This window comes from Streptomyces sp. NPDC048612 (assembly GCF_043199295.1).
In the GTDB taxonomy this organism is placed as follows: Bacteria; Actinomycetota; Actinomycetes; order Streptomycetales; family Streptomycetaceae; genus Streptomyces.
Genome location: NZ_JBICVV010000024.1, coordinates 1 through 13,548 on the forward strand (window position 1 = coordinate 1; position 13,548 = coordinate 13,548).

Consider the following 13,548-nt stretch of genomic DNA (forward strand, 5'->3'; position numbering starts at 1 on the left):
TCGGACGTAAAGCGAAGCAGTCCGAACACCCACCCCGGAGGCCCCGAACCCGTCACCCACCACACACCGGGGCCCCACCCCACCAACCCCCTCCCCGCCGAAGGCGAAAAAACAGAAGAGGCACGGCGGGGCACCCGACAACGTACGGCTAGCGCCGAGGGGCGACCGTCACCTCAACCCGCTGGAATTCCTTCAGCTCCGAGTACCCGGTCGTCGCCATCGCCCGGCGCAACGCACCGAAGAAGTTCATCGAACCGTCGGGGGTCGTGGACGGCCCCAACAGCACCTCCTCCGTCGTGCCGACCGCACCGAGGTCCATCCGCTTGCCGCGCGGCACGTCCTCGTGGACCGCCTCCATGCCCCAGTGGTGGCCACGGCCCGGCGCGTCGGTGGCGCGGGCGAGCGGGGAGCCCATCATCACGGAGTCCGCGCCGCAGGCGATCGCCTTGGGGAGGTCGCCGGACCAGCCCACCCCGCCGTCGGCGATGACGTGGACGTAGCGGCCGCCGGACTCGTCCATGTAGTCGCGGCGCGCGGCGGCGACATCGGCGATCGCGGTCGCCATCGGGACCTGGATGCCGAGGACGTTCCGCGTGGTGTGCGCGGCGCCGCCGCCGAAGCCCACCAGCACACCGGCCGCGCCGGTCCGCATCAGGTGCAGCGCCGCGGTGTACGTGGCGCAGCCGCCGACGATGACCGGGACGTCCAGCTCGTAGATGAACTGCTTGAGGTTCAGCGGCTCGGCCGCGGAGGAGACGTGCTCGGCGGAGACGGTGGTGCCGCGGATCACGAAGATGTCCACGCCCGCGTCGACGACGGCCTTGGAGAACTGCGCCGTACGCTGCGGCGACAGCGCGGCGGCGGTCACCACACCGGCGTCCCGCACCTCCTTGATGCGCTGCCCGATCAGCTCTTCCTTGATCGGCGCGGCGTAGATCTCCTGCAGCCGCTTGGTGGCCGTGGCGCCGTCCAGCTCCGCGATCTCCGCGAGCAGCGGCTCCGGGTCCTCGTACCGGGTCCAGAGACCCTCCAGGTTGAGGACGCCCAGGCCGCCCAGCTCACCGATACGGATCGCGGTCTGCGGGGAGACCACGGAGTCCATGGGAGCGGCCAGGAACGGCAGCTCGAAGCGGTAGGCGTCGATCTGCCAGGCGATCGAGACCTCCTTCGGGTCGCGGGTGCGGCGACTGGGTACGACGGCGATGTCGTCGAATGCGTATGCCCGGCGGCCGCGCTTGCCGCGCCCGATCTCGATCTCAGTCACGTGTGTGGCCTTTCCCTCTACGTCTGCCGTTCCAGTATCCCCGACACACCGAAGCCCGCGGCCGGGGAGGCCGCGGGCTTCACGGTAGGGCCGTGGTAGCGCCGTGGGGAGGGGCGCGCCGCGCCCCCTCCCTCAGCGTCGAGAGTAGTTGGGCGCCTCGGTGACCATCTGGACGTCGTGCGGGTGGCTCTCCTTCAGGCCCGCAGCGGTGATCCGGACGAAGCTGCCCTTCTCCTTGAGCTCGGGGATGTCGGCGGAGCCGACGTAGCCCATGGAGGCGCGCAGGCCGCCGACGAGCTGGTGGGCGACCGAGGCGAGCGGGCCGCGGTAGGGCACCTGGCCCTCGATGCCCTCGGGGACCAGCTTGTCCTCGGAGAGCACGTTGTCCTGGAAGTAGCGGTCCTTGGAGAAGGACCGGCCCTGGCCGCGGGACTGCATCGCGCCCAGCGACCCCATGCCGCGGTACGACTTGAACTGCTTGCCGTTGATGAAGACCATCTCGCCGGGCGACTCCTCGCAGCCGGCCAGCAGCGAGCCCAGCATGACGGTGTCCGCACCGGCCGCGATGGCCTTGGCGATGTCGCCGGAGAACTGCAGGCCGCCGTCACCGATCAGCGGGACGCCCGCGGCGTTCGCCGCCCTGGCCGCCTCGTAGATCGCGGTGACCTGCGGCACGCCGACACCGGCGACGACGCGGGTGGTGCAGATGGAACCGGGGCCGACGCCGACCTTGATGCCGTCCGCGCCCGCGTCGATCAGCGCCTGGGCGCCGTCGCGGGTGGCGACGTTGCCGCCGACGACATCGACGGTGATGTTGGACTTGACCTTGGCGATCATGTCGAGAATGCCGCGGCTGTGGCCGTGCGCGCTGTCGATGACGAGGAAGTCGGCACCGGCCTCGACCAGCGCCTGCGCCCGGTCGTACGCCGCGTCGCCGACGCCCACCGCGGCACCGACGACCAGCCGGCCCTCGGCGTCCTTGGCGGCGTTGGGGTACTTCTCCGCCTTGACGAAGTCCTTGACGGTGATCAGGCCCTTGAGCACGCCCGCGTCGTCGACCAGCGGAAGCTTCTCGATCTTGTGGCGGCGCAGCAGCTCGACGGCGTCCTCGCCGGAGATGCCCACCTTGCCGGTGACCAGCGGCATCGGCGTCATGACCTCGCGGACCTGACGGCTGCGGTCCATCTCGAAGGCCATGTCGCGGTTGGTCACGATGCCCAGCAGCTTGCCGGCGCCGTCGGTGACCGGCACCCCGCTGATGCGGAACTTGGCGCACAGCGCGTCGGCGTCGGCGAGCGAGGCGTCCGGGCGGACCGTGATCGGGTCGGTGACCATGCCGGACTCGGAGCGCTTGACCAGGTCGACCTGGTTGGCCTGGTCCTCGATCGACAGGTTGCGGTGGAGCACGCCCGCGCCACCCTGCCGTGCCATGGCGATGGCCATCCGAGCCTCGGTGACCTTGTCCATGGCCGCGGACAGCAGCGGGATGTTCACCGTGACGTTGCGCGAGACCCGGGACGCGGTGCTCACCGCGTTCGGCAGCACCTCCGACGCACCGGGCAGCAGCAGTACGTCGTCGTATGTCAGCCCGAGCATGGCGAATTTGGCGGGCATACCGTCGACGTTGTCACTCATGACACCTTCCCCAATGCTCTTGCCTCAGCGCGGACTCCCATGCTAACGGCCTAATGAGGTGTCCCATTCCACGAGCAATGAGGGCCTCATCACTTGTGCATTTCTACGGCGGCCACCAGCCGTTCCGCACCGGGAACCGCTACTGCTCGGCCAGCGCCCGCAGCCTGCTCAGCGCACGGTGCTGGGCGACCCGCACCGCACCGGGCGACATCCCCAGCATCTGCCCGGTCTCCTCCGCCGTCAGCCCGACGGCGACCCGCAGCAGCACCAGCTCGCGCTGGTTCTCCGGAAGGTTCGCCAGCAGCTTCTTGGCCCACTCGGCGTCGCTGCTCAGCAGCGCCCGCTCCTCGGGGCCGAGGGAGTTGTCCGGCTGCTCGGGCATCTCGTCGGACGGCACGGCCGTGCTGCCCGGATGCCGCATCGCGGCCCGCTGCAGATCGGCGACCTTGTGGCCGGCGATGGCGAAGACGAAGGCCTCGAACGGTTTGCCGGTGTCGCGGTAACGCGGCAGCGCACAGAGCACCGCGACACACACTTCCTGCGCGAGATCCTCGACGAAGTGCCGGGCGTCACCCGGCAGCCGTGACAGCCGGGTGCGGCAGTACCGCAGGGCGAGGGGATGCACATGGGCCAGAAGATCGTGGGTGGCCCGCTGGTCACCCTCGACTGCGCGTGCGACGAGTTCGCCGATTTCCTGCTTCCCGTCGTCACGCATCGGACCATGGTGCCTTGGCGCCGCGCGCTCCGCGGCATCAGGTCCGCACTTGTGCACCGAAGCGTTATGAGCGGCAGGTGCGCCGGCTGTTGTCATGTCCTGCGCCCTCCCCTCATGCCCGACCGGCCCGTCCCCGAGGAACTCCATACCTCCAAGGATGCGGCACCGCGCGGCGAATCGGACCGCCGTCGTACGCCGACGGCTGCGGGGCGCCATGCCACCCCGCCCGCCACAGGGCGGGCGGGGATCTTCACTCCCCCGCGTCGCTGCACGTCACAACGCCTTAGCGGACCAGTCCCCAGCGGAAGCCCAGGGCCACCGCATGCGCGCGGTCCGAGGCGCCGAGTTTCTTGAAGAGGCGCCGGGCGTGCGTCTTGACCGTGTCCTCGGAGAGAAACAGCTCACGTCCGATCTCGGCGTTCGAGCGGCCGTGGCTCATGCCCTCCAGCACCTGGATCTCGCGCGCGGTCAGCGTCGGCGCGGCACCCATCTCGGCGGACCGCAGCCGGCGCGGGGCGAGCCGCCACGTCGGATCGGCGAGCGCCTGGGTCACCGTCGCCCGCAGCTCGGCGCGCGAGGCGTCCTTGTGCAGATAGCCGCGGGCACCGGCGGCGACCGCGAGCGCGACACCGTCCAGGTCCTCGGCCACCGTGAGCATGATGATCCGGGCGCCGGGGTCGGCGGACAGCAGCCGGCGCACGGTCTCGACACCGCCGAGACCGGGCATCCGTACGTCCATCAAAATCAGGTCCGAGCGATCGGCGCCCCAGCGGCGGAGGACTTCCTCGCCGTTGGCCGCGGTCGTCACACGCTCGACGCCGGGCACGGTCGCAACCGCCCGACGGAGCGCCTCTCGGGCAAGCGGGGAGTCGTCGCAGACGAGGACGGATGTCATGACCGCCCTCCGCAGCTGATGCGCGTCACCTTGAGCCTCCAGGCTGGTACGTATCGTCACCTGTGCGATTGACGGCCTCGGACATTTGCCCGTGGCCTACCTCTGCCAACCGCCTCCGCACTCTCAACGACGGTCACTCGAAAGAGTTACGGCTTCGGCGACCGAGTTCAGCACGCTCCGTGAGGAGCCGGATACGCAGACGACTCAATGGGCGACCGGCATCCGCGCGTGCACCCTATGCCCTATTTGGCTCTCTTTCTTCCATTTTCGTGGTGACTATGACTAGATTCGCAATGAGTCATATTTACATCTACTTCGACAGTAGATGTACCGTCGTGAGCACCGAGCCCGAATCAGCATCGCTTCGAGGGGACAAGCAATGGCAGATTTCTCCCGCCTCCCGGGCCCGAACGCAGACCTCTGGGACTGGCAGCTGCTGGCTGCCTGCCGTGGCGTGGACAGCTCGCTGTTCTTCCATCCCGAAGGCGAGCGCGGAGCGGCCCGCAGCGCGCGTGAGACATCGGCGAAGGAGGTCTGCATGCGCTGCCCGGTACGGGCCGAGTGCGCGGCGCATGCGCTGGCCGTCCGCGAGCCCTACGGGGTGTGGGGCGGTCTGACGGAGGACGAGCGCGAGGAACTCATGGGCCGGGCCAGGCACCGGCTGGTCCCGGCCTCGTCCATGACCGGCCACGCGCACGTCTCCGGCTCCTGAGGCTCCGGGGGCGGACTGCTCCTGAAGAAACGTTCCTGCACGACGGTGCGGCCGCCCGTCCGCAGGACGCGGGGTTCGGTGCGGCCGGTACGGGGTTCGGTGCGGCCGGGTGACGAAGGGCTTGGCGAAGGGACGGTGCCGGCGGGAGCCGTCAGCGGCGCGCGGCGTCCACCAGCCGGTCGAGCGTCGCCTCGACGGCGGGGACCTGCGCCAGATCCGGCAGGGTGAGCGCGACGATCTCGCGGTGTACGGCGGGCTCGAGACGTACCGCCGTCGCGCCCTTGGGGCGCACCGACGCCAGTGTCAGCTCGGGCAGCGCGGCCACCCCCAGGCCGGCCCCGACCAGGCCGATGACCGCCGGATAGTCGTCCGTCGCGAAGTCGATACGCGGGGTGAAGCCCGCGCTCTCACAGACCTCCACGAGGTGCCTGCGGCAGCGGGGGCAGCCCGCGATCCAGGGTTCGTCGGCCAGCTCGGCGAAGCGCGCGACGCCCGCCGCGGCGAGCCGGTGGCCCTCCGGCACCAGCCCGACCAGCCGGTCCGCCAGGATCGGGCGCACCACCAGGTCGTCCCACTCCGCCCCGGCCGCCGGGTCCGCGCCGCGCACCTCGGGGTAGCGGAAGGCGAGCGCGATCTCGCAGTCGCCGTTGCGCAGCATCTCGATCGAGCGCGGCGGTTCGGCCTCGACCAGCGAGACCCGGGTACCGGGGTGGGCGGCGCGCATCGTCGCGAGGGCGGTCGGCACCAGCGTCGAGCTGCCGGAGGGGAACGACACCAGGCGCACCCGGCCCGCGCGCAGGCCCGCGATGGCGGCGATCTCCTCCTCGGCGGCGGTGAGCCCGGCCAGGATGCTGACGGCGTGCCGGACAAGCGCCTCGCCCGCCTGGGTCAGCCGCATCTCGCGGCCCGCGCGGACCAGCAGCGGGGTGCCGGCGGACTGTTCCAGTGCCTTCATCTGCTGGCTGACGGCCGGCTGGGTGCAGCCCAGTTCGCGTGCGGCGGCGGAGAACGAGCCGGTCCGGGCGACGGCGCGCAGCACACGGAGATGACGGGCCTCGATCATGCTTTGAGCATAAGCGGTTCTTGGGCCGATCGTGAAAAATCGCGTCGTTCCTTTTGGGAGGCATGCCGGGCGCGCCTCCATGGCACGCATGAGCTGGGGCGACGTCGACGAAGCCGGGCCCCGGAGCACGCCGCCCGACCGAGCAACGGAGCACCACATGAAACTGCTGAGCGTGAACCTGGGGCGGCCCACCCCTTCCCGGCACACCGACGCGGAGGGCGGTACGGGCATCGACAAACGGCCCGTGGACGGCCCGGTGGCGGTGGCCGCCCCCGGGCCCAAGGGCGTCGGGGGCAGCGGGCTGGCCGGTGACGCGGTGGTCGACCTGCGCCATCACGGCGGCGACGACCAGGCCGTCTACGCCTACGCCCGGGAGGACCTGGACGACTGGCAGCGGGAGCTGGGCCGCGAGCTGGCCAACGGGATCTTCGGCGAGAACCTCACCACGTCGGGCGTCGACGTCACCGGTGCGCGGATCGGCGAACGCTGGCGGGTGGGGCCGCGGCTGCTGCTGGAGGTGACCTGCCCGCGGATTCCCTGCCGGACCTTCCACGGGTGGCTCGGCGAGCGCGGCTGGATCAGGCGGTTCACCCAGGCCGCGGTGCCCGGCGCCTATCTGCGGGTGATCGAGCCGGGCGAGATCCGCGCCGGGGACGCCGTCGAGGTGGTGCACCGCCCGGAGCACGAGGTGACGGTCGGGATGATGTTCCTGGCCCTGACGACCCGGCGGGAGCTGCTGCCGCGGCTGCTGGAGGCGGGTGCGGCCCTTCCGGAGGAGGCGCGGCGGAAGGCGGTGAAGTACGCGGAGCGGGCCGGAGGTTGAACCCGTCCGCCGGGTGCCGGGCGGTGTGCGCCGGGAGCGGGAGCGGAGCACGCGCCTCCGGCGGGCGGTGGGCCGGCCGCGCCACCGGGGGTTGGGACGCGGGCGCCGTGCCCCGGGCGGATAGCGTGCCGGTATGACGACTGCATTGATCACGGGAGCGACGGCGGGCATCGGGGCGGCGTTCGCCCGGCGGCTCGCGAGCGACGGCCACAGCGTGGTGCTGGTGGCCCGCGACGAGAAGCGATTGCACGAGCAGGCCACCGAGTTGCACGACCGGCACGGCATCGAGGCGGAGGTGCTGAGCGCCGATCTGGCCACCGAGGAGGGCATCGCAGCCGTCGAGGCCCGGCTCTCGGACCCCAAGCACCCGGTGGACCTGTTGGTGAACAACGCCGGCTTCGGCAACAAGGGCGAGTACCTCGACGTCCCGATGGCCGACGAGCTGACGATGCTGAAGGTGCACTGCGAGGCGGTGCTGCGGCTGACCACGGCCGCGGTGCGCGGGATGCGGGACCGGCGGCGGGGCGCGGTGGTCAACGTGGCGTCCGTGGCGGCGTTCGTACCGCGGGGCACCTACGGCGCGAGCAAGGCGTGGGTCGTCCAGTTCACCCAGGGCGCGGCGCGCGATCTGGCGGGCAGCGGCGTGCGGTTGATGGCGCTGTGCCCCGGGTTCGTCCGCACCGAGTTCCACCAGCGCGCCGGGATGGGGACGGACAACATCCCCGGGTGGATGTGGCTGGACGCGGACAAGCTGGTCGACGCCGCGATGAAGGACCTGACGCGGGGCAAGTCGCTGTCCATTCCGGACCCGCGGTACAAGGCGCTCATGGGCGCCGTGAAGCTGGCGCCCCGGGGCGTGCTGAGCGGTCTGACGTCCCGCACCGGCCGGAAGTACGGGCCGCGCTGACGCCGGGTCACCCCACCCGTTGCCGAGGGCGGGGCGGTGGTGGTGCGATGGCCGTGGCCATACCGTCGCCGTGGCGCTCCACCGAGGGGGGCGCCACGGGCGGCGGGCACCGGCGTCGACGGCTGCGGGCGACCGCGGAGGAGGTCAGCACGATGCACCCCGCCTCTGACAGTCCCCCAGGACCTGCGGAAGCGCCACCGTTCCGGCCCGGCCTGCTGCTGGCGATGGGGCCGGGCGTCGCCGGCCGGCTCCTCGGGGCCCGCCACCGCACCCGCCTCGCGGCCCTCGCCCGTACCGACCCGCGGCTGGTCGCCCACGAGCTGGCCGACCCCGCCCCCGAGGTCGCCGCCGCCCTCGCCGGCGCCGAGGTGCTGCTCACCTGCTGGGGCGCCCCGCCCCTCACCGAGCGGGTGCTGGCCGCAGCCCCCCGGCTGCGAGCCGTCGTCCACGCCGCCGGCTCGGTCAAACACCACGTCACCGACGCCTGCTGGGACCGCGGGATCGCCGTCACCTCGGCCGCGGACGCCAACGCCCTGCCGGTCGCCGAGTACACCCTCGCCGCGATCCTCTTCGCCAACAAGCGCGTCCTGCACGCCGCCCACCGCTACCGCGGCCTGCGCGCCCCCCACGACTGGTCCGGCGAACTCGCCGGGGCCGGCAACTACCGCCGCACCGTCGGCGTCATCGGCGCCTCCCGCATCGGCCGCCGGGTCATCACGCTGCTGCGCCCGTTCGACCTGCGCGTCCTGCTGTACGACCCGTACGTGGACCGCGCCGAGGCGGCCCGGCTCGGCGCGGAGCCGGTCCCCCTCGACGCGCTCTGCGCCGGCAGCGACATCGTGACCGTGCACGCCCCGGAGCTGCCCGCCACCCGCCATCTGCTCGGCGCCCGCGAGCTGGCCCTGATGCCGGACGGCGCCACCCTGGTCAACACCGCCCGCGGCGCACTGGTCGACGCGGCGGCCCTGCTTCCCGAGCTGACCACCGGCCGGCTGCACGCCGTCCTCGACGTCACCGAGCCCGAACTCCCGCCCCCGGGCTCACCGTTGTACGACCTGCCGAACGTGCTGCTCACCCCGCATGTGGCGGGCTCGCTCGGCACCGAGCTCCACCGCCTGGCCGACCACGCCCTCGACGAACTGGAGCGCTACGGCCGGGGCGAGCCGTTCCGCGCCCCCGTACGGCGGGAGGAGCTGCACCACTCGGCGTGAACCGCGCCCTTCCGGCGGGGAACCCGGGCGCCCGGCCCCGCCGGAAAACCCGAGGACCCGGGTCCCGCCGCAGCGGGACCCGGGTCCTGGGTGAAGCAGACCGACGCGGCGCGTCAGCCGAGCCGACGGCTCAGGTCAGTGCGCGTGGCCGTGACCGTGACCGGCCTCCGGCTCCTCCTCGGCGGGCTTCTCGACGACCAGGGTCTCGGTCGTCAGCAGCAGCGAGGCGATCGACGCGGCGTTCTCCAGCGCGGAGCGGGTGACCTTGACCGGGTCGATGACGCCGGCCTTGACCAGGTCGCCGTACTCGCCGGTGGCGGCGTTGAAGCCGTTGCCCTTGTCCTGCTCGGCGACCTTCGCGGTGATGACGTAGCCCTCAAGGCCGGCGTTCTCCGCGATCCAGCGCAGCGGCTCGACGACGGCGCGGCGGACGACGGCGACACCGGTGGCCTCGTCGCCCTCCTTGCCGAGGGAGCCCTCCAGCACCTTGCCGGCGTGGACCAGAGCGGAGCCACCACCGGAGACGATGCCCTCCTCGACCGCGGCGCGGGTCGCGGAGATGGCGTCCTCCAGACGGTGCTTCTTCTCCTTGAGCTCGACCTCGGTGGCCGCACCCACGCGGATGACGCAGACGCCACCGGCGAGCTTGGCGAGGCGCTCCTGAAGCTTCTCGCGGTCCCAGTCCGAGTCGGTGGACTCGATCTCGGCCTTGATCTGGGCCACGCGGCCGGCCACGTCCTCGGCCTTGCCGCCACCGTCGACGATGGTGGTGTCGTCCTTGGTGACGGTGACCCGGCGGGCGGTGCCGAGCACGTCCAGACCGGCCTGGTCGAGCTTGAGGCCGACCTCCTCGGCGATGACGGTGGCACCGGTGAGGGTGGCCATGTCGCCGAGCATCGCCTTGCGGCGGTCACCGAAGCCGGGGGCCTTGACGGCCACGGCGTTGAAGGTGCCACGGATCTTGTTCACGACCAGGGTCGACAGGGCCTCGCCCTCGACGTCCTCGGCGATGATCAGCAGCGGCTTGGAGGAGCCGGCCTGGATGACCTTCTCCAGCAGCGGCAGCAGGTCCTGGATCGAGCCGATCTTGCCCTGGTGGATCAGGATGTACGGGTCCTCGAGGACGGCCTCCATACGCTCCTGGTCGGTGACCATGTACGGCGACAGGTAGCCCTTGTCGAAGGCCATGCCCTCGGTGAAGTCCAGCTCCAGACCGAAGGTGTTGGACTCCTCGACGGTGATGACACCGTCCTTGCCGACCTTGTCCATGGCCTCGGCGATCAGCTCGCCGACCTGCTTGTCCTGCGCGGACAGACCGGCCACGGCGGCGATGTCGGTCTTGTCGTCGATCGGACGGGCGGTCGCGAGGAGCTCCTCGGACACGGCCTTGACGGCGGCGTCGATGCCCTTCTTCAGGGCGGCGGGGGAGGCGCCGGCGGCGACGTTGCGCAGGCCCTCGCGGACCAGCGCCTGGGCCAGCACGGTGGCGGTGGTGGTGCCGTCACCCGCGATGTCGTTGGTCTTGGTCGCCACCTCCTTGACGAGCTGGGCGCCGAGGTTCTCGTACGGGTCGTCGACCTCGACCTCACGGGCGATGGTGACGCCGTCGTTGGTGATGGTCGGCGCGCCGAACTTCTTGTCGATGACGACGTTGCGGCCCTTGGGGCCGATGGTCACCTTGACCGTGTCGGCAAGCTTGTTGACGCCGCGCTCAAGGGCGCGACGGGCGTCCTCGTCGAACTTCAGGATCTTCGCCATGGGTTGCTTCAAGTCCTCTCAATGCGATCCTCGGCCACGACGTGGGGACCGCTGTCGCTCAAACGGACTGCGCCCCTGCCCCGGTTGTTTAGACGCGGGAAACCAGGGGCGCAGATCACGGCAAAACCGGGTGACTTACTTCTCGACGATCGCGAGCACGTCGCGAGCCGAGAGAACGAGGTAGTCCTCGTTGTTGTACTTCACCTCGGTGCCGCCGTACTTGCTGTAGAGCACGACGTCGCCGACCTTCACGTCGAGCTCGACGCGCTTGCCGTCCTCGACCCGGCCCGGGCCCACGGCCAGGACAACGCCCTCCTGGGGCTTCTCCTTGGCGGTGTCCGGAATGACCAGGCCCGAAGCCGTGGTCTGCTCGGCGTCGAGCGGCTGGACCACAATGCGGTCCTCAAGCGGCTTGATGGCAACCTTGGAGCTGGTGGTCGTCACGATCCGACCTCCCCCTTCGGAGATCTCACGGGGTTAACTGTCTGAGGTGGCGACCAGGTCGATCCGTCGTCGCGGGTGCCGGACCTGCCCGTCGCTGTGTTGGCACTCCCCACTGGAGAGTGCCAACGCCGAGACTATGACGCGGTTAGCACTCGGTCAAGCGGAGTGCCAGCGCGGCGGGGAGTCTTCGTCCGCCGCCGGTTGACCGGCCGGGAGGAGCCGCGGTTTCCCGGCCCGCCCACATTCGGCGATCATGGCCATCTACAGCGGGGGCGGGGCGGGTTACGAGACAACTATCGGGAAGATTCCCGGCGCATCGGACATACCTCCCCCTGCTCTCGCAACCAGGCCACCGGCTGCCTCGTCTACCTCCCCGACTGCCGGGCGGACGAACCGGGCCCGTTCCCGGCCGGCCGGCGGCCTCGACGACCGATGGCGGAGGAAAACCCGTGCGTCCCACGACCAGAGTTCCCCGGAGGGCCAGGGTCCCGGAGAGCGATGTCGAACGCACCATGACGTTCGAGGCGCTGGCCCAGGCGCCGGACCGGCGGAGGACCGAGGCACGGCTGCTCGCCCTCGTCGTCCTGATCGCGGTCTTCGGCCACGCCTACACCGGCCTGTCGATGGAGGGCCGGCTGTCCGCCGGACTGGCCGGCTTCGCCGCCGGCATGGCCCTCATGGCGCTGGTCCCGCATCTGGTCCTGCGCCGGTTCGCGCCCCGCGCCGATCCGCTGATCCTGCCGCTGGCGACCCTGCTGTCCGGAATAGGCCTGGTACTGCTGCACCGCCTGGACCTCACCTACGCGAAGTCGCCACGGCTGAAGATCGCCGCGGCGGCCGACGGCCAGCTGGTGTGGACCGCGATCGGGGTGGCGGTCTGCGTCGTCATCCTGCTGGTACTGCGCGACCACCGCATCCTGCAGCGCTACATCTATCTGACGATGGTGATCGCGCTCGTACTGCTGATGGCGCCGGCCTTCTTCGGCGCCGACATGTACGGCGCCAAGCGGTGGATTCTGCTGGGGCCGCTGTCGCTGCAGCCCGGCGAGTTCGTGAAGATCATGATCTCGGTGTTCTTCGCCGGCTACCTCACCGTCAACCGCGACGCGCTGGCGCTGGCCGGCCGCCGCGTCCTGGGCATGCAGCTGCCCCCGGGGCGCCAACTCGCGCCGATCTTCACGATCTGGGCGATCAGCCTGCTGGTGCTGATCTTCGAACGGGACCTGGGCACCTCGCTGATCTTCTTCGGCGTCTTCGTGATCATGCTCTACATGGCCACCGACCGCACCAGCTGGGTGGTCTGCGGTCTGCTGATGGCCACGGTCGGCGCGGCCGTCGTCGGCTCCCTCGAACCCCATGTCCACGGCCGGGTCACCGCCTGGCTGGACCCCATGCGGGCGTTCACCAGGGCCGGCCAGGCGGAGCACATGTCCGACCAGCTCGCCCAGGCGCTGCTCAGCTTCGGCAGCGGGGGCATCAGCGGCAGCGGCCTGGGCCAGGGCCACCCCGAGCTGATCGGCTTCGCCGGCAACAGCGACTTCATCCTCACCACCGTCGGCGAGGAGTTGGGGCTGGCCGGGGTGATGGCCGTGATCATGCTCTACGTCCTGCTGGCCCAGCGCGGCCTGCGGGTCGGGCTGAGCGCCCGCGACCCCTTCGGCAAGCTGCTCGCGGTCGGTCTCTCCGGTGCGCTGCTGCTCCAGGTCTTCGTCGTCTCCGGCGGCGTCACCGGCCTCATCCCCCTCACCGGCAAGGCGCTCCCGTTCCTCGCCAAGGGGGGCTCCTCGTTGGTCGCCAATTGGGTCATGGTGGCCCTGCTCCTGCGGATCAGCGATCACGCGCAGCGGCGGCGCGAGCCGGTGTGAGGGCTTCCCACGTTTTCGGCTTTCCCGCCGTGGTGGCTCGCGTCGTTTCGGGTCCGCTGCGCGGGGCGTGGCATCGGGTGATGTTTGCGCTTCCCCGCCGTTGCGCCTGCGGCGGGCGGGTCCGCTGCGCGGGGCTGTCGAGGTGCGGTGACGGGCCTCCGCGGGTGGGGTGTGCCGGACTGCTTCGCTTTACGTCCGGCACACCCCCCCCCCCCCCCCCCCCCCCCCCCCCCCGGCGGCGGGGGGAAAAAACGAG

General features: G+C 71.2%; 12 protein-coding genes. 5 read left to right on the forward strand and 7 right to left on the reverse strand.

Translation table 11 applies throughout. The annotated features are described in order from the left end of the window. Positions 1-148 precede the first annotated feature (148 nt). The 4 genes from ACGFN2_RS28895 to ACGFN2_RS28910 all read right to left on the reverse strand — a co-directional run bounded on the left by ACGFN2_RS28895 (position 149) and on the right by ACGFN2_RS28910 (position 4,509). Positions 149-1,264, reverse strand: a complete 1,116-nt coding sequence (locus ACGFN2_RS28895; RefSeq protein WP_159744901.1) for a GuaB3 family IMP dehydrogenase-related protein — start codon at positions 1,262-1,264, stop codon at positions 149-151. A 132-nt stretch (positions 1,265-1,396) separates the two neighbouring features. Next, complete coding sequence (gene guaB, locus ACGFN2_RS28900; RefSeq protein WP_362614288.1) at positions 1,397-2,899, reverse strand: IMP dehydrogenase; 1,503 nt, start codon at positions 2,897-2,899, stop codon at positions 1,397-1,399. Positions 2,900-3,038: 139 nt separating this feature from the next. After that, the gene (locus ACGFN2_RS28905) at positions 3,039-3,614 is read right to left on the reverse strand and encodes a sigma-70 family RNA polymerase sigma factor (protein WP_362614290.1); all 576 of its coding nucleotides are present in this window, start codon (positions 3,612-3,614) and stop codon (positions 3,039-3,041) included. A 283-nt stretch (positions 3,615-3,897) separates the two neighbouring features. After that, positions 3,898-4,509 carry a response regulator transcription factor gene (locus ACGFN2_RS28910; RefSeq protein WP_003948568.1) on the reverse strand — a complete coding sequence of 204 codons (612 nt, stop codon included), beginning with the start codon at positions 4,507-4,509 and terminating at the stop codon, positions 3,898-3,900. Between the two features lie 379 nt (positions 4,510-4,888). On the opposite strand from ACGFN2_RS28910, the gene ACGFN2_RS28915 reads away from it, so the two are divergent. Then, positions 4,889-5,221, forward strand: a complete 333-nt coding sequence (locus ACGFN2_RS28915; protein WP_362614293.1) for a WhiB family transcriptional regulator — start codon at positions 4,889-4,891, stop codon at positions 5,219-5,221. A gap of 151 nt (positions 5,222-5,372) precedes the next feature. Here the strand turns inward: ACGFN2_RS28915 and ACGFN2_RS28920 are convergent, their stop codons facing one another. Continuing rightward, complete coding sequence (locus ACGFN2_RS28920) at positions 5,373-6,284, reverse strand: LysR family transcriptional regulator (protein WP_362614296.1); 912 nt, start codon at positions 6,282-6,284, stop codon at positions 5,373-5,375. A gap of 157 nt (positions 6,285-6,441) precedes the next feature. Here ACGFN2_RS28920 and ACGFN2_RS28925 point away from each other — a divergent pair, with 157 nt between their 5' ends. The 3 genes from ACGFN2_RS28925 (at position 6,442) to ACGFN2_RS28935 (ending at position 9,225) form a co-directional block, all read left to right on the forward strand. Next, entirely contained in the window at positions 6,442-7,107 is a 666-nt protein-coding gene (locus ACGFN2_RS28925; RefSeq protein ID WP_362614298.1) for an MOSC domain-containing protein, read from the forward strand. A 133-nt stretch (positions 7,108-7,240) separates the two neighbouring features. After that, a complete protein-coding gene (locus ACGFN2_RS28930) occupies positions 7,241-8,014 on the forward strand; it encodes an SDR family NAD(P)-dependent oxidoreductase (protein ID WP_362614301.1) in 774 nt (257 codons plus the stop codon). A gap of 152 nt (positions 8,015-8,166) precedes the next feature. Further along, positions 8,167-9,225 carry a hydroxyacid dehydrogenase gene (locus ACGFN2_RS28935; RefSeq protein WP_393365475.1) on the forward strand — a complete coding sequence of 353 codons (1,059 nt, stop codon included), beginning with the start codon at positions 8,167-8,169 and terminating at the stop codon, positions 9,223-9,225. Between the two features lie 135 nt (positions 9,226-9,360). On the opposite strand, the gene groL is transcribed toward ACGFN2_RS28935, so the two are convergent. After that, positions 9,361-10,983, reverse strand: a complete 1,623-nt coding sequence (groL, locus tag ACGFN2_RS28940; RefSeq protein ID WP_362614306.1) for a chaperonin GroEL — start codon at positions 10,981-10,983, stop codon at positions 9,361-9,363. A gap of 135 nt (positions 10,984-11,118) precedes the next feature. After that, positions 11,119-11,427: a co-chaperone GroES gene (groES, locus tag ACGFN2_RS28945; protein ID WP_018090856.1), complete on the reverse strand. Its 309-nt coding sequence runs from the start codon at positions 11,425-11,427 to the stop codon at positions 11,119-11,121. Positions 11,428-11,939: 512 nt separating this feature from the next. On the opposite strand from groES, the gene ACGFN2_RS28950 reads away from it, so the two are divergent. Beyond that, positions 11,940-13,292 carry an FtsW/RodA/SpoVE family cell cycle protein gene (locus ACGFN2_RS28950; RefSeq protein WP_393365583.1) on the forward strand — a complete coding sequence of 451 codons (1,353 nt, stop codon included), beginning with the start codon at positions 11,940-11,942 and terminating at the stop codon, positions 13,290-13,292. Positions 13,293-13,548: the final 256 nt, after the last annotated feature.

What these genes read in the sequence shown, in the direction of transcription:
- ACGFN2_RS28915 (WP_362614293.1), top strand. Translation starts at nt 4,889, where the DNA reads ATGGCAGATTTCTCCCGCCTCCCGGGCCCGAACGCAGACCTCTGGGAC.
- ACGFN2_RS28910 (WP_003948568.1), bottom strand. Translation starts at nt 4,509, where the DNA reads ATGACATCCGTCCTCGTCTGCGACGACTCCCCGCTTGCCCGAGAGGCG.
- ACGFN2_RS28930 (WP_362614301.1), top strand. Translation starts at nt 7,241, where the DNA reads ATGACGACTGCATTGATCACGGGAGCGACGGCGGGCATCGGGGCGGCG.
- ACGFN2_RS28935 (WP_393365475.1), top strand. Translation starts at nt 8,167, where the DNA reads ATGCACCCCGCCTCTGACAGTCCCCCAGGACCTGCGGAAGCGCCACCG.
- ACGFN2_RS28925 (WP_362614298.1), top strand. Translation starts at nt 6,442, where the DNA reads ATGAAACTGCTGAGCGTGAACCTGGGGCGGCCCACCCCTTCCCGGCAC.
- groL (WP_362614306.1), bottom strand. Translation starts at nt 10,983, where the DNA reads ATGGCGAAGATCCTGAAGTTCGACGAGGACGCCCGTCGCGCCCTTGAG.
- ACGFN2_RS28905 (WP_362614290.1), bottom strand. Translation starts at nt 3,614, where the DNA reads ATGCGTGACGACGGGAAGCAGGAAATCGGCGAACTCGTCGCACGCGCA.
- ACGFN2_RS28950 (WP_393365583.1), top strand. Translation starts at nt 11,940, where the DNA reads ATGACGTTCGAGGCGCTGGCCCAGGCGCCGGACCGGCGGAGGACCGAG.
- guaB (WP_362614288.1), bottom strand. Translation starts at nt 2,899, where the DNA reads ATGAGTGACAACGTCGACGGTATGCCCGCCAAATTCGCCATGCTCGGG.
- ACGFN2_RS28920 (WP_362614296.1), bottom strand. Translation starts at nt 6,284, where the DNA reads ATGATCGAGGCCCGTCATCTCCGTGTGCTGCGCGCCGTCGCCCGGACC.